General features: G+C 61.1%; 24 protein-coding genes and 1 tRNA gene. 13 read left to right on the top strand and 12 right to left on the bottom strand.

What is annotated here, in order from left to right:
- The first annotated feature begins 22 nt into the window (after positions 1 to 22).
- Positions 23 to 2080, top strand: a complete 2058-nt coding sequence (locus EGN72_RS07620; RefSeq protein WP_127046181.1) for a hydantoinase/oxoprolinase N-terminal domain-containing protein — start codon at positions 23 to 25, stop codon at positions 2078 to 2080.
- 94 nt (positions 2081 to 2174) lie between these two features.
- Positions 2175 to 2251: transfer RNA gene (locus EGN72_RS07615), tRNA-Met, on the top strand.
- Positions 2252 to 2472: 221 nt separating this feature from the next.
- Here the strand turns inward: EGN72_RS07615 and EGN72_RS07610 are convergent.
- A complete protein-coding gene (locus EGN72_RS07610; RefSeq protein WP_127046179.1) occupies positions 2473 to 2784 on the bottom strand; it encodes an ETC complex I subunit in 312 nt (103 codons plus the stop codon).
- A 346-nt stretch (positions 2785 to 3130) separates the two neighbouring features.
- Here EGN72_RS07610 and uvrB point away from each other — a divergent pair, with 346 nt between their 5' ends.
- A complete protein-coding gene (uvrB, locus tag EGN72_RS07605; protein ID WP_127046177.1) occupies positions 3131 to 5311 on the top strand; it encodes an excinuclease ABC subunit UvrB in 2181 nt (726 codons plus the stop codon).
- A gap of 62 nt (positions 5312 to 5373) precedes the next feature.
- Here the strand turns inward: uvrB and EGN72_RS07600 are convergent, their stop codons facing one another.
- Positions 5374 to 5898, bottom strand: a complete 525-nt coding sequence (locus EGN72_RS07600; protein WP_127046175.1) for a transposase — start codon at positions 5896 to 5898, stop codon at positions 5374 to 5376.
- A 70-nt stretch (positions 5899 to 5968) separates the two neighbouring features.
- A complete protein-coding gene (locus tag EGN72_RS07595; protein WP_127046173.1) occupies positions 5969 to 6286 on the bottom strand; it encodes an antibiotic biosynthesis monooxygenase in 318 nt (105 codons plus the stop codon).
- Positions 6287 to 6529: 243 nt separating this feature from the next.
- On the opposite strand from EGN72_RS07595, the gene EGN72_RS07590 reads away from it, so the two are divergent.
- Complete coding sequence (locus EGN72_RS07590; protein ID WP_127046171.1) at positions 6530 to 6736, top strand: cold-shock protein; 207 nt, start codon at positions 6530 to 6532, stop codon at positions 6734 to 6736.
- Between the two features lie 81 nt (positions 6737 to 6817).
- On the opposite strand, the gene EGN72_RS07585 is transcribed toward EGN72_RS07590, so the two are convergent.
- The 3 genes from EGN72_RS07585 to EGN72_RS07575 all read right to left on the bottom strand — a co-directional run bounded on the left by EGN72_RS07585 (position 6818) and on the right by EGN72_RS07575 (position 9201).
- On the bottom strand, positions 6818 to 7258 hold the full coding sequence (locus EGN72_RS07585) for a hypothetical protein (protein ID WP_127046169.1): 441 nt from the start codon (positions 7256 to 7258) through the stop codon (positions 6818 to 6820).
- 323 nt (positions 7259 to 7581) lie between these two features.
- Entirely contained in the window at positions 7582 to 8535 is a 954-nt protein-coding gene (locus tag EGN72_RS19625; RefSeq protein WP_127046301.1) for a GGDEF domain-containing protein, read from the bottom strand.
- Positions 8536 to 8613: 78 nt separating this feature from the next.
- On the bottom strand, positions 8614 to 9201 hold the full coding sequence (locus EGN72_RS07575) for a heme NO-binding domain-containing protein (RefSeq protein ID WP_127046167.1): 588 nt from the start codon (positions 9199 to 9201) through the stop codon (positions 8614 to 8616).
- 391 nt (positions 9202 to 9592) lie between these two features.
- On the opposite strand from EGN72_RS07575, the gene rimO reads away from it, so the two are divergent.
- The 5 genes from rimO to EGN72_RS07550 all read left to right on the top strand — a co-directional run bounded on the left by rimO (position 9593) and on the right by EGN72_RS07550 (position 14176).
- Entirely contained in the window at positions 9593 to 10975 is a 1383-nt protein-coding gene (gene rimO / locus EGN72_RS07570; RefSeq protein ID WP_127046165.1) for a 30S ribosomal protein S12 methylthiotransferase RimO, read from the top strand.
- Positions 10975 to 11616: a hypothetical protein gene (locus EGN72_RS07565; protein ID WP_127046163.1), complete on the top strand. Its 642-nt coding sequence runs from the start codon at positions 10975 to 10977 to the stop codon at positions 11614 to 11616. The genes rimO and EGN72_RS07565 overlap by 1 nt, the downstream gene beginning before the upstream one ends.
- A 55-nt stretch (positions 11617 to 11671) precedes the next feature.
- Positions 11672 to 12280: a carboxymuconolactone decarboxylase family protein gene (locus EGN72_RS07560; protein ID WP_127046161.1), complete on the top strand. Its 609-nt coding sequence runs from the start codon at positions 11672 to 11674 to the stop codon at positions 12278 to 12280.
- Positions 12277 to 12519: a CDGSH iron-sulfur domain-containing protein gene (locus EGN72_RS07555; protein WP_127046159.1), complete on the top strand. Its 243-nt coding sequence runs from the start codon at positions 12277 to 12279 to the stop codon at positions 12517 to 12519. Before EGN72_RS07560 ends, EGN72_RS07555 begins: the two co-directional genes overlap by 4 nt.
- Before the next feature lie 70 nt (positions 12520 to 12589).
- Positions 12590 to 14176, top strand: a complete 1587-nt coding sequence (locus EGN72_RS07550; protein ID WP_127046157.1) for a hypothetical protein — start codon at positions 12590 to 12592, stop codon at positions 14174 to 14176.
- 24 nt (positions 14177 to 14200) lie between these two features.
- Here EGN72_RS07550 and EGN72_RS07545 read toward each other — a convergent pair whose 3' ends face one another.
- The 4 genes from EGN72_RS07545 to EGN72_RS07530 are packed head-to-tail and all read right to left on the bottom strand — an operon-like array spanning position 14201 to position 17196.
- Complete coding sequence (locus tag EGN72_RS07545; protein ID WP_127046155.1) at positions 14201 to 15547, bottom strand: glutamate--cysteine ligase; 1347 nt, start codon at positions 15545 to 15547, stop codon at positions 14201 to 14203.
- A 58-nt stretch (positions 15548 to 15605) separates the two neighbouring features.
- A complete protein-coding gene (locus EGN72_RS07540) occupies positions 15606 to 16157 on the bottom strand; it encodes a hypothetical protein (RefSeq protein WP_127046153.1) in 552 nt (183 codons plus the stop codon).
- Positions 16154 to 16462 carry a hypothetical protein gene (locus EGN72_RS07535; RefSeq protein ID WP_127046151.1) on the bottom strand — a complete coding sequence of 103 codons (309 nt, stop codon included), beginning with the start codon at positions 16460 to 16462 and terminating at the stop codon, positions 16154 to 16156. The genes EGN72_RS07540 and EGN72_RS07535 overlap by 4 nt, the downstream gene beginning before the upstream one ends.
- Entirely contained in the window at positions 16459 to 17196 is a 738-nt protein-coding gene (locus tag EGN72_RS07530; RefSeq protein ID WP_127046149.1) for a 16S rRNA (uracil(1498)-N(3))-methyltransferase, read from the bottom strand. The genes EGN72_RS07535 and EGN72_RS07530 overlap by 4 nt, the downstream gene beginning before the upstream one ends.
- 11 nt (positions 17197 to 17207) lie before the next feature.
- Here EGN72_RS07530 and ubiA point away from each other — a divergent pair, with 11 nt between their 5' ends.
- Genes ubiA through EGN72_RS07515 form a run of 3 tightly spaced genes read left to right on the top strand, consistent with a single transcriptional unit; the run spans position 17208 to position 20615 of the window.
- Positions 17208 to 18182 carry a 4-hydroxybenzoate octaprenyltransferase gene (gene ubiA / locus EGN72_RS07525; RefSeq protein ID WP_127046147.1) on the top strand — a complete coding sequence of 325 codons (975 nt, stop codon included), beginning with the start codon at positions 17208 to 17210 and terminating at the stop codon, positions 18180 to 18182.
- A 57-nt stretch (positions 18183 to 18239) separates the two neighbouring features.
- Positions 18240 to 20231 (top strand): OmpA family protein, encoded by a 1992-nt coding sequence (locus EGN72_RS07520; RefSeq protein ID WP_127046145.1) that lies wholly within the window; start codon positions 18240 to 18242, stop codon positions 20229 to 20231.
- A 51-nt stretch (positions 20232 to 20282) separates the two neighbouring features.
- On the top strand, positions 20283 to 20615 hold the full coding sequence (locus EGN72_RS07515) for a hypothetical protein (RefSeq protein WP_127046143.1): 333 nt from the start codon (positions 20283 to 20285) through the stop codon (positions 20613 to 20615).
- Between the two features lie 26 nt (positions 20616 to 20641).
- Here EGN72_RS07515 and EGN72_RS07510 read toward each other — a convergent pair whose 3' ends face one another.
- The gene (locus EGN72_RS07510; RefSeq protein ID WP_233587070.1) at positions 20642 to 21451 is read right to left on the bottom strand and encodes a protein-disulfide reductase DsbD domain-containing protein; all 810 of its coding nucleotides are present in this window, start codon (positions 21449 to 21451) and stop codon (positions 20642 to 20644) included.
- 186 nt (positions 21452 to 21637) lie between these two features.
- Between EGN72_RS07510 and EGN72_RS07505 the strand changes: the two genes are divergently transcribed.
- Positions 21638 to 22192: a YqgE/AlgH family protein gene (locus EGN72_RS07505; protein WP_127046297.1), complete on the top strand. Its 555-nt coding sequence runs from the start codon at positions 21638 to 21640 to the stop codon at positions 22190 to 22192.
- A 23-nt stretch (positions 22193 to 22215) separates the two neighbouring features.
- On the opposite strand, the gene EGN72_RS07500 is transcribed toward EGN72_RS07505, so the two are convergent.
- Positions 22216 to 23811, bottom strand: coding sequence for a D-alanyl-D-alanine carboxypeptidase family protein (locus EGN72_RS07500; RefSeq protein WP_370323211.1), 1596 nt, complete (start codon positions 23809 to 23811; stop codon positions 22216 to 22218).
- Between the last annotated feature and the right edge of the window lie 6 nt (positions 23812 to 23817).

Below are 23817 nucleotides of genomic sequence, written 5' to 3'. Positions count from 1 at the left end.
TCACAAGCTGGATATATCGGGCATGAGCATTTTTCTGGGCGTGGATACGGGCGGCACCTATACGGATGCGGTGGTTTTGGACAGCGCCCGCGATATCGTGCTGGGCAAGGCCAAATCCCTGACAACGCGCAAGGATCTGGCCTTGGGCATTGGCCGCGCCGTCGATGCCGCGATGGAGGCCGCCCAGATATCTGCCGCCGAGATTGCGATGGTGTCACTGTCCACCACCTTGGCCACCAATGCGCTGGTCGAAGGCCAAGGCGGGCGCGTGGCGCTGGTGTTCATCGGTTTTGATGAGGCCGATCTGGACCGGGGCGGATTGGCCGAGGCGTTGGGCGGCGATCCGGTGATCCGGCTGGCGGGCGGGCATGGCCATGCAGGGCAGGAAAGCGCGCCCTTGGACCTTGCCGCGCTGGACGCGGCGGTGCGGACACATTCGGTTGTGGGCTTTGCCGTGGCCGCGCGTTTTGCCACCCGCAACCCGGCCCATGAAATTGCCGCGCGCGATCTGATCCGGCAGGTTACGGGCCGCCCCGTCACCTGCTCGCACGAGCTTTCGGCCAATCTGAACGGGCCGAAACGCGCGCTGACGGCTGTGCTGAACGCGCGCCTGATCGGAATGATCGACCGGCTGGTCACAGCCTGCGAGGCGCATATCAAGACCCGCGGCATCGACGCGCCCTTGATGGTGGTGCGCGGCGATGGGGCGCTCATTTCCGCCGCCATGGTGCGCGAACGCCCGATTGAAACGATCCTCTCTGGCCCTGCCGCCTCGATCGTGGGGGCGCGCTGGTTGACGGGGGCCAGTGACGCGCTTGTCTCTGATATTGGCGGCACCACAACCGATGTCGCCTTGCTGAAAGACGGCCTGCCTGAAATTGACCCGCTGGGCGCGCGGGTCGGCGGCTTTCGCACCATGGTAGAGGCGGTGGCCATGCGCACCACGGGCCTTGGCGGCGACAGCGAGGCACATCTGCTGACCGAAGGGCTGGAGGGCGGCTTTTTCCTTGGGCCGCGCCGCTTGATCCCGGTGTCGCTGCTGGCGGTGGACCATGGCCCGATGGTGCATGCCGCGCTGGACCGCGCCTTGTCGATGGAAGCGGTGGGCGAATTCGACGGCCGTTTCGTGATACCGATGGGGTTTGAACCGGCGGGCCTGACCGCGCGCGAGGCGGGGCTTTTGGCGCGGATCACCGCCCCGATGCCGCTTGCGCTTGCACTAACCTCGCGCCTTGAAGCCGCCGCGATGGATCGATTGGTGGCGCGCGGGCTGGTGATGCTGTCGGGCGTCACCCCTTCGGATGCCAGCCATGTGCTGGGCGGGCTGGCGGATTGGGACGCATCGGCGGCGGAAAAGGCGCTGCGCCTTCTGGGGCGCCGCCGCAATGGCCGGGGCGAACGCGTAGGCACCGACCCTGCCCTGCTCGCGCAGGCGCTGATCGACCAATTGACCGAACAAACCGCAACCTGCCTGCTGGAGGCCGCCTTTGGCGAGGATGCCCGCTTTGCCGAAGAAGATGGTGCAGTGCTGGCCCGCCACCCTTTGCTGCGTGCCGGGTTGAACCAGCATCGCGGCGTGGTAGAGCTTTCGGCGCGGCTGGGGGTGCCGGTGATCGGGCTGGGGGCCTCGGCCCCCTATTACTACGGCGCGGTTGGCGTGCGGCTGGGGGCAAAGATGATCCTGCCCGAACATGCCGGTGTCGCCAATGCCATCGGGGCGGTGGTGGGCCAAGTCAGCCAACGCGCGACCGGGCTGGTGTCTTCGGCGGGCGAAGGGCAGTTCACCGCGCATCTGGCTTACGGTCTGGAACGGTTTACCAGCCGCGATGCTGCCCTTGCCGCGATGGAAGCGGCCTTGATCGCCGAAGCCTCGGCCCGCGCCAAGCTGGCCGGGGCGGATGATCTGCTAATCACCACCACCCGCGATATCCGCGAGGCAGAAGTGGAGGGCCAGCCGATGTTCATCGAGGCTGTGCTGACGGCCACCGCCTCGGGCCGGCCGCGCGTGGCGCATCCTGTTGCAAAAGAGGTTGATGGCGAATTGGCCATTACCGGAACGGTTTACGGCAGCACCCTGTAGCGCGGGGCCTTGGCAGAATTTCCGGACGCGGCAGATTTCGCGCCGATTCCCTCTTGACGCCCCGCGCCTGCACCCTTAACCACCCGCTTCAAGTGGCGAGGTAGCTCAGCTGGTTAGAGCACACGACTCATAATCGTGGGGTCGGGGGTTCGAGTCCCCCCCTCGCCACCACTTCCCCCATCCGTTTGTAGAGTTGAGCGTTAAGCCGCGCGCTGTGGCGCAGCCTTTGGCGGTAAAATGCTGTCTGGCAGGGCGGTTTTGGGCGAGCGATATGGTGTAAAGCGCCCGGCAGCGGGTGCAGGGCGAACGATGGTGCGGCGCGCACAGCAAAAACGGGGCCGGTTGCCCGACCCCGTTTCAAATTTGATACAGCTTTGTCGGCTGTTCCGGGCTTAATGCGTCCAGACGCCGCGGCGGTTGGTGGCGAAATTGTCGCCATAGCCACCGGGGCGGATATTGGCCTTGCGCGGCTTGGGTTCAGAGACGGCATAGTCGATGCCATGGGCCTTGGCATAGGCCTCTGCCGCCTCGCGGCTGTCAAAGCGCAGGCGCACTTGCGAATTCATGTCATCGCTGGAGGTCCAGCCCATCAGCGGGTCCACCGACCGGGCCGAGGCGGGCACAAAATCCAACACCCAGCTTTTCGTCTTGGCCGTCCCCGATTGCATGGCATTGCGGGCAGGCTGATAAATACGGGCGCGCATCGGCAGGCTCCTTGGAATGAACGTGGCGCTATATGGCGGAAAAGACCGGGGTTTTGCAAGGGCCTTGCCACAGGAACCGACGCTGCTGAGGGGATGTGCTGCCGACCGATCGCGGGAGTGTGGGTGGGGTGTGTGGTGCGATCGGCCGGCAGACTTTGCTGCTTGCCCCTTCACTCTGCAACATGGTTTCGGATAACTCAACCAAAAGATGCAATCTTATTTCAGATATTCCATAAAATTGAACCACTTTTGCTAATTTTCGAGAAACCTTCGTTAACAAGGGGTTAACAACCCCCTTGAACAAGAACAAAAACAGACCAACTCTAGGGGGTCCGAAGGAATCAGCATGCCCCATAACAACACCAACGCCCCCGCCACCCGCCCAGACGTGCTGACGCGCCCCAAGCTTGAAGGCGGGCGGCGGTTCAAACTGTCCACGCCGTTTGAACCTGCGGGCGACCAGCCCACGGCGATTGCCGAACTGGCAGGCGGGATCACGGCGGGGGAACGGGATCAGGTGCTGCTGGGGGCCACGGGCACCGGCAAGACCTTTACGATGGCCAAGATCATCGAGGAAACCCAGCGCCCGGCCATCATTCTGGCGCCGAACAAAACGCTGGCGGCGCAGCTTTACGGCGAATTCAAAGGGTTTTTCCCCGATAACGCGGTGGAATATTTCGTCTCTTACTACGATTACTACCAGCCGGAAGCCTATGTCGCGCGGTCCGATACCTATATCGAGAAGGAATCCCAGATCAACGAACAGATCGACCGGATGCGCCACTCTGCCACCCGGGCGCTGTTGGAACGCGATGACGTGATTATCGTGGCCTCAGTTTCCTGCATCTATGGTATCGGGTCGGTTGAAACCTATTCGGCGATGACGCAAGACCTGAAAACTGGGGAAAGCTATGACCAGCGGCAGGTGATCTCGGAACTGGTGGCGCAGCAATACCGGCGCAACGATCAGGCGTTTCAGCGCGGCTCTTTCCGGGTGCGCGGCGACAGCCTAGAGGTTTGGCCTGCCCACCTTGAAGACCGCGCCTGGCGGTTTTCGTTTTTCGGCGAGGAGTTGGAGGCGATCATCGAATTTGATCCGCTGACCGGGGCGAAAACCGACAGCTTCGACCAGATCCGCATCTATGCCAACAGCCACTATGTGACCCCGCGCCCGACGATGAACCAAGCCGTCATCGGCATCAAGAAAGAGCTGCGGATGCGGTTGGACCAATTGACCGCCGAGGGCAAGCTGCTGGAAGCGCAGCGGCTGGAACAGCGCACCAGTTTCGATTTGGAAATGCTGGAGGCCACCGGCGTTTGCAACGGGATCGAGAATTACTCGCGCTATCTGACAGGCCGCGCACCGGGGGAGCCGCCCCCAACCCTGTTCGAATTCATCCCCGACAATGCGATTGTTTTTGCCGATGAATCCCACGTCTCGGTGCCGCAGATCGGGGGCATGTATAAGGGCGACTATCGGCGCAAGTTCACGCTGGCGGAACACGGGTTCCGGCTGCCCTCTTGCATGGATAACCGCCCGCTGAAGTTTGAAGAATGGGACGCGATGCGCCCGCAAAGCATCTTTGTTTCGGCCACGCCCGCGGCTTGGGAATTGGAGCAGGCGGGGGGTGTGTTCACCGAACAGGTCATCCGCCCCACCGGGCTGATTGACCCGCTGGTCGAGATTCGCCCTGTTGATATGCAGGTCGACGACTTGCTGGATGAAATCCGCCGGGTGGCGCAGGCCGGGTTGCGCGTGCTTGCCACCGTGCTGACCAAACGCATGGCCGAGGATCTGACCGAGTATTTCCACGAACAGGGCATCCGCATCCGCTATATGCACTCGGACATCGACACCATCGAACGCATTGAAATCCTGCGGGATTTGCGGCTGGGGGCGTTTGATGTGCTGGTCGGCATCAACCTGCTGCGCGAAGGGTTAGACATTCCCGAATGTGGGCTGGTGGCCATTCTGGACGCGGATAAAGAGGGGTTCCTGCGTTCGGAAACCTCGCTGATCCAGACCATCGGGCGGGCAGCGCGCAATGCCGAAGGGCGGGTGATCATGTATGCTGACCGGGTGACGGGCAGCATGGAGCGCGCGATTGGCGAAACCAACCGCCGCCGGGAAAAACAGATCGCCTATAACACGCTGCACGGCATCACGCCGACCACGGTGAAAAAGAACGTGGAAGATGTGCTGGCGGGCCTGTGGCAAGGCGATACCGATATGGCGCGGGTCACGGCCAAGGTGGACAAGCCGATGGTCGGGGCCAATCTGGCGGCCCATCTGGACGGATTGCGGGTGCAGATGCGCAAAGCGGCCGAAAATCTGGAGTTTGAAGAAGCCGCCCGCCTGCGCGATGAGGTGAAGCGACTGGAGGCGGTGGAACTGGCGATTGCCGATGATCCGCTGGCGCGGCAATCAGTGATCGAGGACGCGGTAGAGGATGCGCAGAAAATGGCGGGTCGTTCGACCGCTGGCCGCGCTGGCACGCGTGGAGGCAAGGCGCGGCGGCGGCGGTAGGGTGGGCAATCTGCCCACCGCTGCGCGCGACTGGTTGGCCAAAGGTGGGCAGATTGCCCACCCTACTCGCCGAACCGCCCCTGCATAGGTGTCGGGCGCCATGCGGCATCCACACGCCCTGCGCGCAAATCCCGGTGAAAGGTAGAGAACGGCCAATCCTGCGCCTGTGATACCAACCCATGATGGACCGGATCGCCCCAGCAATAGGTGACATGCCGCGCGTAATCCGCATCATCCCGGATCACATGTTCCCAAAATCTGCGCTGCCAGATCCCGCGTTCGCGCTTGGCCGCTTTGCTGGCAGAGCGCCCCTGTTCTTGCCCCAAGGCATGGCTGAACCGCGCCTTGATCCTGCGCCAACGCTCCGAATAGCCTGCATCGCCGGGCGGCAAGGTCCACACCGCGTGCAGATGATCGGGCAGCACCACCATCGCATCGCAAAACACCCGGTTTTCGGCGATGGTATCGCGATAGGCCTGCCGCAACAGATCAATCTGGTCAGTCAGCAGGCTTTGCCCCCGCACCGCCAGATTGACGGTGAAGAAATAGGTGGCTCCGGGCAGGATACGGCGGCGATAACAAGACATTCCCAACAATTAAACACAAATTGCTAAGAAAGCGTTGCCACGCGTAGGGTGGGCAATCTGCCCACCGCGCCTAGAATGCCTCGACCACCTCATACATCACCGGCTCAAACCGGCTGCACAGGCCGGAAATCACGCGGTTGCGTTCACGCATTTCGGGGGTGCGCAGCATGGCCTGAAAATCCTCGCGCCGCTTCCATTTGGAATAATTGGCGATCCGGGTTTGGGCGTCGTTCATATGCAGACCCGCGCCCAGAAACCCGGGCTGGTGGCGGATGAACTCGGCATAGGCGGCTTGCAGTGCCTCCATCAAATCCGCCGCAGTGCCCGGCGTCATCTCGAATGTGGTGATCACTGTCTGGCCGGTGAAGTCCTTGCTGATCTGTGGCATCGGGGCGTCCTCCTTTGCACCCATCATGGCACGAAACGGCAGGGCGAAGGCCAGCATTTTCTGCGTCAAAACCGGCCATGGCCCCGAATCCCTTGCCTTTTGAGGCAATCGCCCCTAGGTTTTCCCTGCGACGTTATCTCTATCGACCACTGTCTACCGCCATTCGGCCACAGCAACTCGATTCTCAGCTGACGTGCCGGGCCGCCACATGGTGTGGGCGGAACTAAGACAGGAGATCTCACGATGGCCAAAGGCACCGTGAAATGGTTCAACGAAACTAAAGGCTATGGCTTTATTGCGCCCGAAGGCAGCAGCAAAGACGTGTTCGTGCACATCACCGCGCTGGAGCGCGCTGGCCTGCGCACCCTCGCCGATGGCGCTGCGGTGACCTTCGATATCGAAGCGGGCCGTGATGGCCGCGAATCCGCGACCAACCTTTCATTGGCATAAGGGTTCGGCCTGATCCGTCAGGCAGAAAACGCAAAAGGGCGGGCCATTGCGGCCCGCCCTTTTTGCATTCTATTGCGGCGCTTAGGCGGCTTGAAACACCAGCCGGTCGCGCATCGCATGTTCAAAACCAACCCGCAGCGAGACCGCCGACACGGGCGCGCGCAACACGACGGGGGCTGCATTTTCTGTGGGAAAAATCTGTTCGCCACAATCGCTGGCCGCCAGAATGACCGGGATCGACACCCCGCCTTTGTGCAACATCGACACCAGATTGCGCCCGGCCTCCAGCCCGCCAAAGCCATCACATTCGATCACAAACAGGCCAAAGCCCGTGCTATCGGCGATCAACGTGTCCAGCGCGGTGAACGCGTCATTTTCCAATTCCACAATTCCGCCGAGCCCTGCGATCCGCGCTGCAATCTTGCTGTATCGCGCCTCTTCAACCGGGGTGAGCACCATGACCCGGACCCCCCAGCCCACGATGGCTGAGACTTCGGCATCTTCCTGACGAAAAAACTGCATCTTCGATCTCCTGCCTCATCGTTTCTTTCATCTATTTAGCCACTGGAATCGATCAACATTATGGTAAAATCTCGTTAGTTTTCCCCGCGGACCGCCGGATTGTGTCCAGACCGGGGCACAATCCGACGATCGGATTGGCCTCTGTTGTCAGGGTAGCGGGAAAGAATTGGCAAAGCCTTAGCGCCAGAGCTCAAAAGGGCGAAACAGGGGCCGTTGGCTAAAATTCTAAGGGGATTTATCGGGGCGGAGCACTTTGGCCCCTCGGCAGGCCTGGTCTGGCTTTGGTCGACCAAAGCGGTGGGGGGCGGAACGCAATTCGCGGCTTAACGGGCCTTTTCCGTATCCATGCCTTTGAACAGCTTGGCCTGCCCGCGCCCGGCGTTCTTGGAGGCATAAAGCGCCTCATCCGCATCGCTGAGCATCTGCTCGGCCTGCGGAGGGTTGTAATCGGTTGAGACGGTGATGCCGATGCTGGCCGAAATCTGGCAGGTTTCACCTTGAAACATGCTCGGCTCGCTGAGCCGTGCGACGACACGTTTTGCGATATTGGAAAGCTGCGCTGCGTCCGTCAGACCGTGAAACACGATCACAAATTCATCCCCGCCCACACGGGCCACGGTATCGCCTTTGCGGGTTTCGGCCAAAAGCGTGACAGCAACCTCGCGCAGCACATGGTCGCCAGCCGCATGGCCCAAGCTATCATTCACCGCTTTGAAATAATCCAGATCAATATGCATCAGGCCGAAGGCCTCATTCTCGGCGATCAGCATCGCAAGAGTCATATCCAGCGCGCGGCGATTGCGCAGCCCTGTCAGCGTATCGGTCAGCGCCTGTTGCTCGGCGATTTCGCGCGCGCCTTGCAGACGCAGGTTCAACTGGCGCAATTCCTCGGTCACGGCGGTTTTGGTTTCAACCAGATACAAAAGTTCCATCGCAAGATCGGTTGCCGCGAAATCCGAATCCGTCAGTTGATGCGTTGAAACAGCCTTGATCACCCCGATCCCGAAAGACAGGTTCAGCAGCACACCGCCTGCGGGCAAGGCCACGGCGATGCCGCGCAGGGCCTGCATGTCGGCGGCATGTTTCGGGCTGATCTGCAACCGCTCGCCCTCACGGCGGCGCAAATCATCCACGGTAAAGATGCCACCGGGGCGAAACACTTCGAACAGGTCGAAAAAACCCTGCCCCTCAACTGCGGTTGCACCGAAAATCTTGGCCAGCGTTGCCCCAAAGGACAGCACGGCCCCGGTTTCGGAAATCCAGATATGCATCGGCATCAGCCGGTTCAGCGCCGCCTGCCCGATCACGAGTCCTTTGGATATCACGCTTGCTTCGTTCACCGGTTCCACCAATCTTTACTCAATCCACGTTGTCAATTCAAAGCGCCGCCCCTCTGCATAGGCCGTTTCGAGCAGTTGTATCAGGATCATTTCCCCATCAAGGCTTTGTCCGTCATGGTCCAACAGAACCAAGGCGCCATAGTCATCTGCCATTGCCCGCAACAACCCGACCATAGCATGGCCGCATCCTTCGATGGGATAACAACATTGCAAGGTGAAAAGTGTAGGGGAAATTTCGAACAAATCCAGCACCGGAATATCCAGATCAGGCAGGGCCAGATGGCCGCGCCCGCGTGTATCTTCAAGGCTTTGCAGAAAATCGGTAAAGCTGAGCCCGCCAAAGCGCAGCAATCGGCGCAGCGCATCCGAATGGGGGTTGGACACCAGGAACGTGCCCAGATCTTCCAATATGCTTTCGCGGGGGCGGACAAGCACGGTTGAGGCCGCCGTAATGACGGATTCCGTCACCGCCTTGTCATAGGTCAGCATCGGCTCAAAGCTTTCAAAGCCCAGCCGTGCCGCGCGCTTGATCTGTGACCATTTCACAGGGCCATGCGTTTCCAGCAAAAAGCTTTGAAGTGCCCGATTGATCAGCCCATGCATCTTTTGTTTCCCCAAAGACATGGGCAAGACGCTACGTCACAGTCTTTAACATTCCCCGAAGCATTGCTGCGCGGTTTTGCCAAAGGGCCAGATGCCCTGACCGGGGTTGTGGCGGGCTTTGGTGAACAAGATGTTGAAATCTTGGGAAAACCTTTGCGGGGGCGCTGCGGATCAAGCCAAAACGCGTTAAATTCTCAGTATTCTCTTGGCCCGGGGTCGCTTTTTGCAGCCCAAGCCGCGCTGCGATGCAATCGTGATCGCTGCCCCGGCACAACGGGCGGTGATAGCGCAAACCCCTTTCCAAATCGTTGTTCTTTCAGCCGGTTGGCGTGAAATCGTGGTGCAGAAGGCACCTCTTCCCCCCTTTGTGATTCCCGGATATACCCCGCGCATGACCCAGAACCCGCCAAACCTCCGCCCCGACCTCGCCCCCAAGGCGCGCATTTCCGAGCCCCGCCGCGAGGGCCAGCCGATGATCGGCATGGTCAGCCTTGGTTGCCCCAAGGCGCTGGTGGATAGCGAACGCATCCTGACCCGGCTGCGCGCCGAAGGCTATGCGATCAGCCCCGATTATGCGGGGGCGGATGCCGTGATCGTCAACACCTGCGGCTTTCTGGACAGTGCCAAGGCCGAAAGCCTTGATGCGATTGGCGAGGCGTTGAAGGAAAACGGCAAGGTCATTGTGACAGGCTGCTTGGGAGCAGAGCCGGATTACATCCGCGAACACCACCCCAATATCCTTGCCGTCACGGGGCCGCATCAATACGAACAGGTGCTGGATGCTGTGCATGTCGCCGTGCCGCCCGCACCCGATCCGTTCATAGATCTGCTGCCTGCCTCTGGCGTGTCGCTGACGCCGCGCCATTACAGCTATCTGAAAATATCCGAGGGCTGTAACCACAAGTGCAAGTTCTGCATCATCCCCGATATGCGGGGCCGTTTGCAAAGCCGCCCGGCCCATGCCGTGTTGCGTGAGGCGGAAAAACTGGTGCAAGCGGGTGTGCGCGAACTGCTGGTCATCTCGCAGGATACATCGGCTTATGGCGTCGATATCAAACACGCCGTTGAAAAAGACCACCGCGCCCATATCACCGATCTGGCGCGTGATCTGGGGTCGCTTGGTGCCCAAAACGATCTGTGGGTGCGGCTGCATTATGTCTATCCCTACCCGCATGTGCGCGACCTGATCCCGCTGATGGCGGAAGGGCTGATCCTGCCGTATCTCGATATTCCGTTCCAGCACGCCCACCCCGATGTGCTGCGCCGCATGGCCCGCCCTGCCGCCGCCGCCAAGACGCTGGACGAAATCGCCGCGTGGCGTGCCATTTGCCCCGATATCACGCTGCGCTCCACCTTCATCGTCGGTTATCCCGGTGAGACAGAGGCCGAGTTTCAGACCCTGCTGGATTGGATGGACGAGGCGCAACTGGACCGTGTCGGCTGCTTCCAATACGAAAACGTGGCAGGGGCGCGCAGCAACGCCCTGCCCGACCATGTGCCCGATGAGGTAAAGCAAGACCGCTGGAACCGCTTCATGGAAAAGGCGCAAGCGATTTCCGAGGCGAAACTGGCCGCCAAGGTCGGCACCACGTTGCAAGTGATCGTGGATGAGGTCGACACCGAAGGCGCCACCTGCCGCACCAAGGCCGACGCGCCCGAGATTGATGGGAATTTGTTTATTGACGAAGGGTTTGAAGGGCTTAACCCCGGCGATATCGTGACGGTAGAGGTGGAGGAAGCGGGGGAGTATGATTTGTGGGGGCGGTTGGTTTAATGGCTGAGCGCTTACATTCAGATTTTCCCATATTGTTTTCATTTCAAGATCAGTCTGTTTTAGCGCGTGAAGCCCTGCCCGATATTTATCGAAAGTGGTGTGAAATTGATCTTATTTTAGCTAATTTACGAAATGATCCAAAACAACACTCAAATTTTCACTTAGATGCAAATGTTGACCTCGTCCTGCGGCTAGCCGAGCAGGAGCAATTTCAAATATTTGAAAAACACGACGAGTTTTTGATGGGTGGTGCAGGCTTCATGCAAATCGCAATGTCAAAGTTCTGGCTTTTTTCCGCATATGAATTATTGCGAGCCACATGTGACCACTCTCGATGCCGCAGCCCGAAAGATGGATATTGCCACGAGCAAGATTGCCTACGTTGTTCGATCTTGAGACTGAAACAAGAATTAAACGGTTATCGTGTCCATCTTGGAAAACTGGAAACGGAATCTAGGCCCCATACGGGAGTCATGGCTGAAAAAAGTCATGCCTCGCTGGTATTTGGCATCAAAAATGGCTCGGTAGGATGGACAACCAGAGATCTAAAATCGGGCTCAATAAAAACTACCACTCGCTTAGATCTATCAAATCTCATTATTGACAGTTTAGCATCCACTTTTGGCAACACTCCGACTTGACCCGTGCACCAATGGGAATGCAGGCTGGTTACAAATAACATAAGGACCACCTTACATGCCCTGGATCGAAACCACCCCCTACGACCAATCCACCGGCAAGCTGCGTCAGCTTTATGATCGGGTCAAAGGGCCCGGCGATAATGTCGACAATATCATGCAGATGCACTCTCTCCGCCCCCATACGATGGAGGCGCATATGGCGATGTATAAGGGCACGATCCATCACAGTGCCAACACGGTGCCAAAGTGGTTTCTGGAAACGCTGGGGGTCTGGGTGTCGATCCTGAACCAATGCAGCTATTGCGTGGAGCATCATTTTGCGGGCCTGCAACGCCTGCTGCAAGAGGATGAAAAGGCGGCCCAAATCCGCGCGGGGATGGAGGCGCAGCAGGTTTCGGCCTGTGGTCTGGCCCCCAAGGAACAGGTCGCGCTCGCCTATGCCCGCAAGCTGACCGAAGCCCCCGCCAGCCTGACAGAAGCCGATATCGCCGCCTTGCGCGGCACCGGTTGGGCGGATGGCGATATTCTGGAAATCAATCAGGTCTGCGCCTATTTCAGCTATGCAAACCGCACGGTTCTGGGCCTTGGTGTCACCACCGAAGGGGATATCCTTGGCCTGTCGCCTAACAATTCCGATAACCCCGACGATTGGACCCATTCATGACCGACACCCCGAAAATCGCGCAAACGGCCCCCTATCCGCTAGAGGTAGAGGCGGGCAAATCCTATTTCTGGTGCTCTTGCGGGCAATCCGCCAAGCAACCCTTTTGCGATGGGTCGCACAAAGGGTCAGCGTTCGCGCCAGTGAAATACACCGCCGAGGCCAGCAAGAAGGTGTTTTTCTGCGGCTGCAAGCACAGCGCCAAGGCGCCTTTGTGCGATGGGGCGCATAAGGTGCTGTAAATCCACGCGACCGCCATAGTTTAGCCACGACGCAGCAGTCTGACTTGGGCAGATGTTTCAAGGTGTGTCGATGAAAGACCTGTTCCCTTTTCTGGCCCTTTCCTCCCTTTTGTCGGCAGGGGCAGCGCTTGCCGCACCCTTGACGCCAGAGGCGTTTCGCGATGCCGCCTATGCCGGGGATCGCGCTACGGTTGATGCGGCCCTGCGTGAACAACACCAGATCGACGTGGCAGCACATAGCGCCGAGTGGCGGCAGCGGATACTCTTTACCACCTTCACCAATCTGCACCCGGTCATAGACAGTTTCACCACCGATTGGCTGGCCGATGATCCGGCCTCGGCCTATGCGTTGACGGCGCGGGGGTGGTATCTTTTCACCCGGGGCAATGCGGTGCGGGGCGAACGTATGCCGCATGATATTTACCCCGCGGCGATGGATCAGTTCCGGCAGGATCACCAAACCGCAATGGCGCTGTTTCGCAAAGCGGCCGTGTTGCAACCCGACCTGATCGCCGCCTCCGACGGGATTTTGAAAACCGGTCGCACCACCGGCAGCAAAGCGGATGTGAAGGCAGAGCTGGCCCGCATCATGCAAATCGCACCCTTTCCCGGCAGCATCCGCCGCGCAGCCGAGGCTTTGGTGCCGCATTGGGGTGGATCAATTCCCGAAATGCTGGAAACCTGCGAAACCTATGCCCCGCTTGTGACCGACCCACCGGGGTTTGACACAGAGATTTGTGCCATCTACATCATCTATGAATCGGACCTGTGGGACAGGCGGATCAAACAAGCCGCCGCCTTGGTCCTTGCCGAAAATCACCACCCTTGGCTGGACAGCTATCATCTGCGCGACGTGCTGCAAAACGGCAGCCCGGCAGAGGTGATCGCGGCGCTGCGCCCTGCCGAAGAAAGCCCCGGTTGGGCACTTTCCACCTATGAGGCAAAGCTGCTGGACGAAGCTGAATTTGCCCTGTCCGGCGCGGCGGGCTTTCCAACCTATCCACGGCTGAAGGCGGCACAGGCCCGCGAAAGGGTCGCGTTGCGGGCGCAGGCCGATCTGGCCCCGCTGAATGGGGCGGTGCTGCGGGCCTATATCAACGCGCTTGCCCAAAGTGCCGAAACCCCGGCAGAGCGTGCCTTGATCGACCAAGGTGACCTGCATCGCCGGTTGAAACAACAGCTTACCGCCATGCCCTATGATGCCGATAGCTGGGGCTTCATGGCCGCGCAGTGGTTGGATAACACCCTGACCGGATTGGAAAACGCAGCCGCATTTCAACAGAACGCGCTGGCCTATTCCAACCACAGCCTGCAATTTTTATCCGATGTGCTGAACGCGCAGTTTCGCAGCCTCCAGTTCCCAGAGGAGGCGGTGCTGCTTGGTTTTACCGTCGAATCCCTGACCGATGACCCTGCGCGCACCGACCGCGTGCTGTATTGCCCTTTCATCCGCAACATCCGTCTGATGGAGGCCCAATGCAGCGCCGCGGGCAAAGGCTGGAACGACTGTGTGCAGGGTCAATTTTCCCCGGCGGATATTCCGCAATTGATGGCCAAGGCCGCAAACCCGCAGGCCTGCGAACACGAACGCAACGCGCCGATCCAGTCTCTGTATTACAAGCCGCTTTCAGTGGATGAAGCGTTCGGCAGGCTTTGACCGCTGTGGCCCTTGCAGGCTGGGTTACAGCTTGGCCGCCGCATAAATCCGGTCCAGATCGCCGCCCCAGTCGCCGTGATACAGCGACAGGTAACGGTCGGCCTGCGTGGTGCCGGATTTCAGGCTGTCGACCAGCGGGGCAAGAAAGGCTTCCTCCCCCCTGCCCCGCGCGGCCAGACCGGCGTGGGACAGGCCCACAGCGGCGCGGGCCAGATCGGCCAGTTTCACATCCCCCGCTTCGGCCTGCAAACCCGCGACAGAGGCCCCGACGCGCAGCGCCTCGCGGGTATCAACGTCAAAACCTTTGACCAGATCCCAAGCGGCATCCAGCGCGGTGCTGTCATACATCAGCCCGACCCAGAAGGCAGGCAGCGCCAGCGTGTAATCACGGCTGCCCATATCGGCCCCGCGCATCTCGATATATTTCTTCACCCGCGCTTCGGGGAACACCGTGGTCATATGGTCGGCCCAATCCGAAAGCGTCGGCTTTTTACCGGGCAATGCGGGCAGTTCACCCTTCAGGAAAGCGCGGAAGGATTGCCCCAAGGCATTGATATATTTGCCATCGCGATAGACAAAATACATCGGCACATCCAGCACCCAATCGACATAGGCTTGAAACCCTGCGCCATCCTCAAACATGAAGGGCAGCATCCCGGTGCGGCTGCCGTCGAGGCCGCGCCAGATACGGCTGCGCCAGCTTTTATGCCCGTTCGGCTTGCCTTCAAAGAAGGGGGAGGAAGCGAAAAGCGCAGTTGCCACCGGCTGCATCGCCAAGGCCACCCGCATCTTTTTGACCATATCCGCCTCGGAGGCGAAATCGAGGTTCACCTGCACGGTGCAGGTCCGATACATCATCTGGGTGCCATGGGTGCCAACATGGCCCATATAATCGGTCATCAGCCGATAGCGACCCTTCGGCATCCGGTCCATCTGCTCATGCGTCCAGATGGGGGCGGCGCCGACACCCAGAAACCCCACGCCCATCGGGTCAGCGACTTGGGCCACCTCGGCCAGATGGTTATCCAGCTCTGCCGCTACGTCACCAATGGCCGCCAAAGGCGCGCCCGAAAGTTCAAACTGCCCGCCGGGTTCAAGGCTGATATTCGCGCCATTGCGCTGCAAGCCGATCAGATGGCCCTGTTCTTCCACCGGTTCCCAGCCAAACCCATCGCGCAGCCCTTCCAGCATCGCCCGAACCGAGCGCGGCCCGTCATAGGGCAAAGCCGCGTGGCTATCAGTCAGAAAGCCGAATTTTTCATGCTCGGTGCCAATGCGCCATTGCGCGGCGGGTTTGCAGCCGCTTTCCATATAGGCTGCAAGCTGGTCAAAGCTTTCAATCGGACCGCCGCCGGATTGGGGAATAGACATGGGCGCGCTCCGCTCTTGATTCAAAAAGTCCGGCGTCAGACCTGTCGCCTCTGGGCGATCAAGTCAAGACCGCGCGCGCAGGATGACGCCAAATCACGCGACTGTCAGAGATTGAAACCAGTGCCCTGCCCTGCGCCGCGTCAGCCGTCGGCGGCGAGACGGCATCCACCAGATCGCGGCTGTCCATGCCCGGCAGGCTGGCGAAGGCATCGAACAGGCGGTCTGCCCCCGCAGCCTCGACCGGGATCAGCAGCACCTGGCCATCTTGCTGGCGCAACCGCCAGACACGGCGGGCCTGCACCGTCAGCAGGCGCAACTCCACCAATTCGCGCAAGGCCACGGCACCGCCGAAGCTGGGCCCGAAATAGCTGATCTGGCCTTCGTCCAGTTCCACAACACCCGGCGCGTCACCCGTTTGGGCAAAGCGCAAGCGCCGCCAAGCGAGCAGGCCAAAGCCAGCCGCCAAGGCTGCGATGGCGGCCCCCACAGGGGCCAGCACCAAGCCGCCCAAAGCGATGCACCACAACCCGATGGCCCCAAGGCCCAAGGCGGCAAACACCTCGCGCCCGCGCCACAAGGCGGCGCGTGCCTCGGGGCGGATAAAGCTCATGCGGTATCCTTTGCGATACTTTGCAAGAACCGCGCATAAAGGCGGACGGTCTTTTTATATGTCGCAAGATTGGTGCGCAGATTGCCCATGATCGGCAGCGGCGTCGGGTTGGAGCGGCCCCGCCGTTCATCCTCGACAGAATAGGTCAGTTGTGCGATCAGCGCCTCCCGACCGTGCTGCCCAAGCGGCGCAATCGGGCCAAAATACCTCTCCAGCCTGCGCAACTGACTTATCTCATCCCGGATTGTGCTTGCAGCATAGCTCTGCTCTGCAAGCCAGTTGCGATAGCCGTCTTCAAGCGTCATCCCCAATCCCCCAGATGGGCTTGCCACAGGGTCAGGGCAGCAACAGCGGCGGTATCGGCGCGCAGGATGCGGGGGCCAAGGCTGGCCTGCACCACTTGCGGCATGGCGGCCAGAAGGTCCTGTTCCTCTTGCGCGAACCCGCCCTCAGGGCCGATCAGCACTGCCCAGGAGCCGGGGTCGCCGCCCGCGATGACGCCTGAAAGGGCGGAAGAGCATCCGGCCAGATGTTCGTTGCACCACAAGATCCGCCGCTCTGCCGGCCAATCGGCCAGCACCCGCGCCAAGGGTTGCACATCATCGACCTGCGGCACGAAGGTGCCGCCGCATTGCTCGGCCGCCTCGATCGCATGGGCGCGCAGCTTGTCGACGCGGATACGGTCGGCATTGGTAAAGCGGGTTTGAACCGGCATCACCCGCGCCGCGCCCAGTTCGGTGGCCTTTTCCACGATGAAATCCGTGCGCGCCTTCTTGATCGGCGCGAACAGCAGCCACAGGTCGGGCGGCATCCGCAGCGGCGCGGTTTGCGCGGCGCAAACCAGCAGCCCCTTGCGCTTGCCCGCCTCTGCCACCTCGGCCCGCCATTCGCCGTTTTGCCCATCAAACAGCAGCACCGAGGCCCCCACGCCCAGCCGCATGACGTTGAACAAATAATTGGCCTGCGCCTCGTTCAGCGCAATGACTTGCCCCGCCCCAAGCGGCTGATCTACAAAGAGTCTGATTTTCGCATTTCCCATGAGGGCAACTTATGACCGCATCCGGCCAAATGCCAGAGCCAACGCGCGTGGCCGACGCGCCTGCGGGCAATTGGGTTGACCGGTTTGCCCCTGCCCCCGCACGGCCCTTTCTGCGGCTAAGCAGGGCCGACAGGCCGATTGGCACTTGGTTGCTGCTGATCCCCTGTTTCTGGGGGCTGGCGCTGGCTGTGGCGGCGGATCCGTTGGGCTATAAGGCTTGGGATGCGTGGATCGCCGGGGGCTGCGCCATTGGGGCCTTCCTGATGCGCGGTGCGGGCTGCACCTGGAATGACATCACCGACCGCGAGTTTGATGCCGCTGTCGCCCGCACCAAAAGCCGCCCGATTCCCTCGGGTCAGGTGACGGTCAGGCAGGCGGTGCTGTGGATGGGCGTGCAAGCCGCGCTGGCTGCGGTGATTCTGTTCAGCTATAACCCGGCGACCATCGGTCTGGGGATAGCGTCACTGGTGCTGGTGGTCGTTTACCCCTTTGCCAAACGCTTTACATGGTGGCCGCAGGTGTTTCTGGGCCTTGCTTTCAACTGGGGCGCGTTGGTGGCATGGACGGCGCATTCCGGCAGTCTGGCTGCGGCTGCGGTGGTGCTATGGCTGTCGGGCATCGCCTGGACGCTGTTTTACGACACGATCTATGCACATCAGGACAAGGAAGATGACGCGCTGATCGGGGTAAAATCCACCGCGCGGCTGTTTGGCGATGAACATTCGCTGTTCTGGTTGCGCGGGTTCATGGTGGCCACCGTCTTGCTGATGACAGCGGCAACGCTGCTGGCCTTGCTGCCGATGGGGCCAAGCCTGCCGAAACTGTTGCTGGCGCTGGTCGGCATCTGGGGCTTTGGCTGGCATATGGCATGGCAATTGACCCAGCTTGATACCACCGACCCGGAAAAATGCCTGACCTTGTTCCGGTCCAACCGCAATGCGGGGCTGATTCCTGCGCTGTTTCTTGCCGGTTCGGCATTGCTCTGATTGATCCTTTGCGCCCAAGGGCATAAGGAACAGGAAGTCGTTGCGAAAAGTGGTCGAATGCACCTTCGAAAAACAGTCCTTACCGCCGCTGCCGTGCTTGTCGCGGCCTTTCTGGCTTCGCTTGGCGCGTGGTGGTCTGCCGTCGCGATTGAAAAGCGCTCGGCTGCGGCCGTCACCTCGCAATTGCTCAGTGCAGGGATCACTTGGGCCACGGTCGAGGCGAATGGCCTGCAAGTGCGGCTGATCGGCACCGCCCCGAATGAGGCGGCGCGGTTTCGCGTGGTGAATATGGCGGGCACGGTGGTGCAATCCAGCCGCGTGCGCGACCAGTTGGAAGTGACCGCGATGCGCGCGATCGAGGCGCCGCGCTTTTCGGTTGAGGTGCTGCGCAATGATGATGGCATTTCATTGATCGGCCTTGTGCCGGGCAAAGAGGTGGACTCCACGCTGACCGAAAGCGTGGCCAGCCTGACAACCGGCGCAGTCTCGGACATGCTGGAAAGCGCCGATTACGCTGCCCCCGAAGGTTGGGACGCAGCACTGGAATTCGGGCTTGCGGCGCTGCGCCTGCTGCCCCGGTCCAAAATCTCTATCGCGGCGGATCTGGTGGAGATTACTGCGATTTCCTCCAGCACGGATGAAAAGCGCAAGCTGGAAAGCGAATTGGCGCGGCTTGCCCCTGAAAGCTTGAATGTGCGGATGAATATCTCGGCCCCGCGCCCGGTGCTGACGCCCTTTACCCTGCGCTTTGTTAAGGATGAAAACGGCGCGCGGTTTGATGCCTGCTCTGCCGATACCGAACGGGCGCGCAACCGTATCCTTTCCGCCGGGGTTGCGGCAGGGGTTGCCAACAAAACGGTGTGTGAAATCGGCCTTGGTGTGCCGACCCCGCGTTGGGCCGAAGCCGCCGAAGCCGGGATCAAGGCGATTGAAACCCTTGGCGGCGGCACCATCACCTTTTCGGATGCCGATGTGACCTTGCTCGGCTCCATGGAAACCTCGCAATCCGATTTTGACCGGGTGGTGGGCGAATTGCAGTCGCAGTTGCCGCCCGTCTTTTCGCTGAAAGCCACCTTGCCGCCGAAACCCACGGCCAGCCAGTCCGGCCCGTCGGAATTCACCGCCAGCCTCAGCGAGGATGGCAAGGTGCAGATGCGCGGGCGTTTGTCGGATGAGGTGCTGCGCGCGGCGGCGGACAGCTTTGCCAAATCGCAATTCGGCGCGGACCGGGTTTATATCGCGACCCGTCTGGACGAAGACCTGCCTGATGGCTGGCCCGTGCGGGTTCTGGCCGGGCTTGAATCCTTGGCGCTTTTGCATCACGGCACGCTTTTGGTGCGTGCGGATACGGTAGAGGTGGCCGGGGTGACGGGCAAACCCGATGGCCGCGCCCGCATTTCGCAGATTTTGTCGGACAAGCTGGGCCAGGGCAAAACCTTCCGCATCAATGTCACCTATGATGAAAAGTTTGACCCGCTGGCCGCCCTGCCCACGCCGCAGGAATGTGCCGCCGATCTGAACGCGGTGATGAAGCGCAGCAAGATCACCTTCGCGCCCGGCTCTGCCGAGATTGACGCCACCGCCGCCAAGATCATCGACTCGCTGGCCGAAGTTCTGGCCAATTGCCCGCCGCTGGAAATGGAAATCGCGGGGTTCACCGATAGCCAAGGCTCTGAAGGGGGCAACCGCGCGCTGAGCCAGGCCCGTGCCGAAGCGGTGCTGACCGCCTTGCAAGGCCGTCAGGCACCCGTCACCAATTTCACCGCCAAAGGCTATGGCGAGGACAACCCGATTGCCGATAACGGCACCGAAGAAGGCCGCGAAGCCAATCGCCGGATTGAATTTGAACTGCTGAGCGAGCCTGAACCCGTGGCCCCCCCGTCCCCGGTTGATCTGGCAGAGGCGGCTTTGGCCGAACAGCAGGCGGGCAGCGAAGCGCCCGCAAATGCCGCAGCCACCGAAGCCCCGGCAGCAGGTGGCGGCGATGACGAAACCTTTGTGTTCGAACCCACCGACGAAAAATGGCGCCGCCCAAGGGCAAAGCCCTAAGCCCGTAATGTTTGCTTGTTCCCGCCCGTTTCAAAAGATAAAAGCCCGAATATGAACCGCACAGAATTCATCATCGCCACCACCATCATCCTGTTCGTGGCTTTCATGCTGGGGTGGTTCACCCATTGGCTGCTGCATCGCTTTACCCGCGTAGCGGGGGGCGATGTGAATGAGGTGGATAACCTTGCCCGGTCGCTGCACGAGGCCGAGGAGATGCGCGATCAGGCGATCCTTTATCTGGAACAGCGCGAGGCAGAGCTGACCAACCAGATCAGCCAGACCGAAGCGGAATTGCGCGCGGCAATGGAAGGGCTGCGCGATGCCCGCCATGAAGCCGAAGAAATGCGCGCCTATATCGAGCGGATGCACAACACCAACGGCTAAGCGCTGCTAGTCGTTGCCAAACGCCCTTAGGGCGATGCACAGCCCTGAATTTCCACCGCGCGGTGTTTGCCCAGAACCGTCAGCGTGATCGCATCGCGTTGCAGCGCGAACACCCCGCCGCCCGGTGCCACCAGATCCACCTCGGCCAGCAAATCCTTGCCATTGCGCGACACATCCGCCTCAGACACCCAGACGCCATTGATGCCGGGTTCCACCACCACCACCTCTGCCCCACCGGTGGAAGGCAGGCGCAACACGGCTTTCAGCCGCAGGCCATCCTTTTGCGGGGTGATTTCGCAGGTCGCCTTCGTCACGCCAGCCTCTTTCCCCGTTGAGGGGCGCTGCCGCAATGCGCGCTGGATGGTTTCATCCGAGGCACCGGGGCGCGGCAGATCAGCCGTGACCTGAAAGCTGGCGGGCACGCAAATATCGGAACACACGCCAAGATCAACCGCCGCTTTCAGGGCAACGGGCTGGCTGCGGTCTTTTGGAATAATCTCAACGGGCAGCACCAGTTCGTGGCTGTAGCCGATGGTTTGCAGGCCGCCCACGGTCATCACCTTGGGGCGCGGCCAGTGGAAGCGCACGGCGGCGACATTGGTGGACCCGGCCCAATCAAAACTGGGCGGGATGCCGCTGTCACCCGGCGCGCGCCAATAGGTTTTCCAGCCATCCACCAGCGTCAGGTGAAAGGCGACCATCTGGTTGCCGTTCTGCATCTGCCAACCATCGCGCAGGGTGGCGCGAAACACATCAGGCTGGGCCGTGGCGGGGGCGCCTGCGGCAAGGCTGCTGGTCAGGGCAAGGGCGGCAAGGATCGGTTTCATCTGTTTCATGCCCCTCAGATAAGCGTTCTGGCGGCCTCTGCACAATCACATTGCGGCGAGAGTGTTGTTACACAGCGTTTCCGTCCGGTCAGGTGCCTAAGCCAGCTTTGGCGCATCGCCCCCGTAAATCGCAGATCAGGGCTTGAGCAAACCCCAAACCCGCCCCATGTTATAGCTATGGAACAGCCAACCGAGATGAACCTTACCGGAAAACTGCTGATCGCCATGCCCGGCATGGCCGATCCGCGTTTTGAATCCTCTGTCATCCTGATCTGCGCCCATTCCGAGGATGGCGCGATGGGCTTGATCATCAACAAACCCGTGGCCGACCTGACCTTTGCGCATCTGCTGGAACAGCTTGGCATTCCCCATACGCCCGAAGGGCGCGGAATTTCGGTGCATTTCGGCGGGCCGGTGGAACGCGGGCGCGGCTTTGTGCTGCATTCGCCCGATTACAGCATCACCGGCGGCACGATGGAAATCGGCGGGCTGTTTGGCATGACCGCAACGCAGGATGTGCTGCGCGCCTTGGGCCGGGGCGAAGGGCCAAAGGCCGCACTGCTGGCGCTGGGTTATGCGGGCTGGGGGCCGGGGCAGCTTGAATCCGAGATTCTGCGCAATGACTGGCTGACCACCGATGCGCCCAATGATCTGGTCTTTTCCACCGAGGACAGCACGAAATGGGCATCGGCCCTGCGGCATCTGGGCGTAGAGCCGATGGCGCTTTCCTCTGCGGCGGGGCGGGCTTAGGGATTAGGCGGGCGGGTCCGCGCTCACGGCCCGATGGTAAAGCATTGCACCGCGCGGGCTTGCAGGCGGCGGCAGGCCAGATCAGCCTGATCGCGGCTTAACCCCATGAAATTGGCGTCATATCCGCCTTTCCGCTCTACCACTTTGCGCAAACCGTCCCGCAGCGTGGTGCTTTCGGCAAGCGCGGTTTTCATCAACACCCGCTCTGCCGTGGACCGAGAGGAGAAGCGGCCAAGGTTCACACCCCAATGCCGCCCACCAGAGGTGGCAACCCGCGTCACCACCACTTGCGGCTCTGCCGGGGCGGACAGCGCGACCGGGTCAGACGTATTGGTCAGCAGCTTGGCCGGGCGCTTGCGCGGTGCCACGCTGGCCACTTCCAGCGTTTCCGGCGCAGGGGCTGGGGCCGCAACGGGGGCGGCAACGGGCTGCACTGCGGCGGCAATTTCCACCGGTTCGGGTGCGGCAGGCTTGGGCGCGGGCCGTGCGGCTTGCACGGCGGCGGCAATCTCTTCTTTCGGCACGGCGGCGTCAACCGCGCCGGTTGCCACGGCCAAGGCGCCTGCAATGTCATCCTGCATCGCCAGCACCGCCACGGCCGTCGCCTCTACCTTTTCCGCGCTGACAGGGCGCGACTTTGGCCGGGGCGAGGTTTTCAGCGAGGTCACCAAGCGGATGGTCTTGCCCGCGCTGCGGCCATCACCATTGCCTTGGGTGCCATCGGTCCCGGCATCCGACACTTCCAGATCGGCCCCCGGCAAATCGGCGGGCGAAGGTTTGCGCACGGCGACGTTGTTCTTGGCACTGCCAAAGCCCAGATCCATCAGCTCGGCCATTTTGGCGTTGCGATGCGCGGTCGATTTGCCCCCGAACACGGTGGCAATAATGCGCTTGTTGCCCCGTTCCGCCGAAGCCGTCAGGTTGAAGCCCGCCGCCGAGGTATAGCCGGTCTTGATGCCATCCGCGCCTTTATAGGCGTCCAGAAAGCGGGAATTGGTGTTGCGCACCTTGCTCATCCCGGCATCGGTTTCGCGCCGCGAGAAGATATTGTAATATTCCGGGAAATCATAAAACAGCCGCCGCCCCAGCGTGTTCATATCGCGGGCAGTGGACAGATGGCCCGGCGCTGTCAGGCCATTGGCGTTCTTGAAGGTCGAATTGCGCATGCCAATCGCCTTGGCCGTCTGGTTCATCCGCGCCGCCCAGCGGGCCTCGTTACCGCCCAGATGGTCGCCGATGGCCGAAGCCGCATCATTGGCCGATTTCACCGCTGCCGCGCGGATCAGATAGCGCAGGGCAATCCGCTGCCCGGCCTTCAGCCCCAGACGCGACGGCGGCTTAGAGGCAGCGTTCTTGGAAACGGTGACCATGGTATCCAGCGACACCTCTCCGCGCCGGATGGCGTCGAAGGCGATGTAAAGCGTCAACATTTTGGTCAGCGAGGCCGGATGCAAGCGCGCATCGGCGTTGGATTCATACAGGGTTTCGCCACTGCGCGCATCCATCACGATGGCCGCATAAGGTGCAGCAAAACCGCCCCGGACCGAAGCGGTTGCAATCAATGTCGCGAATGCGAGCAATAGAAAGATGCGGGCGAAAAGCCCTTGAAGCGATGCCACGTCGCT

The sequence above is a fragment of the Pseudorhodobacter sp. E13 genome (genome assembly GCF_003991405.1).
Taxonomy (GTDB): Bacteria; Pseudomonadota; Alphaproteobacteria; order Rhodobacterales; family Rhodobacteraceae; genus Pseudorhodobacter.
The sequence above is the reverse complement of the archived record's forward strand: the minus strand, read 5'-3'. Positions and strand labels throughout refer to the sequence as shown.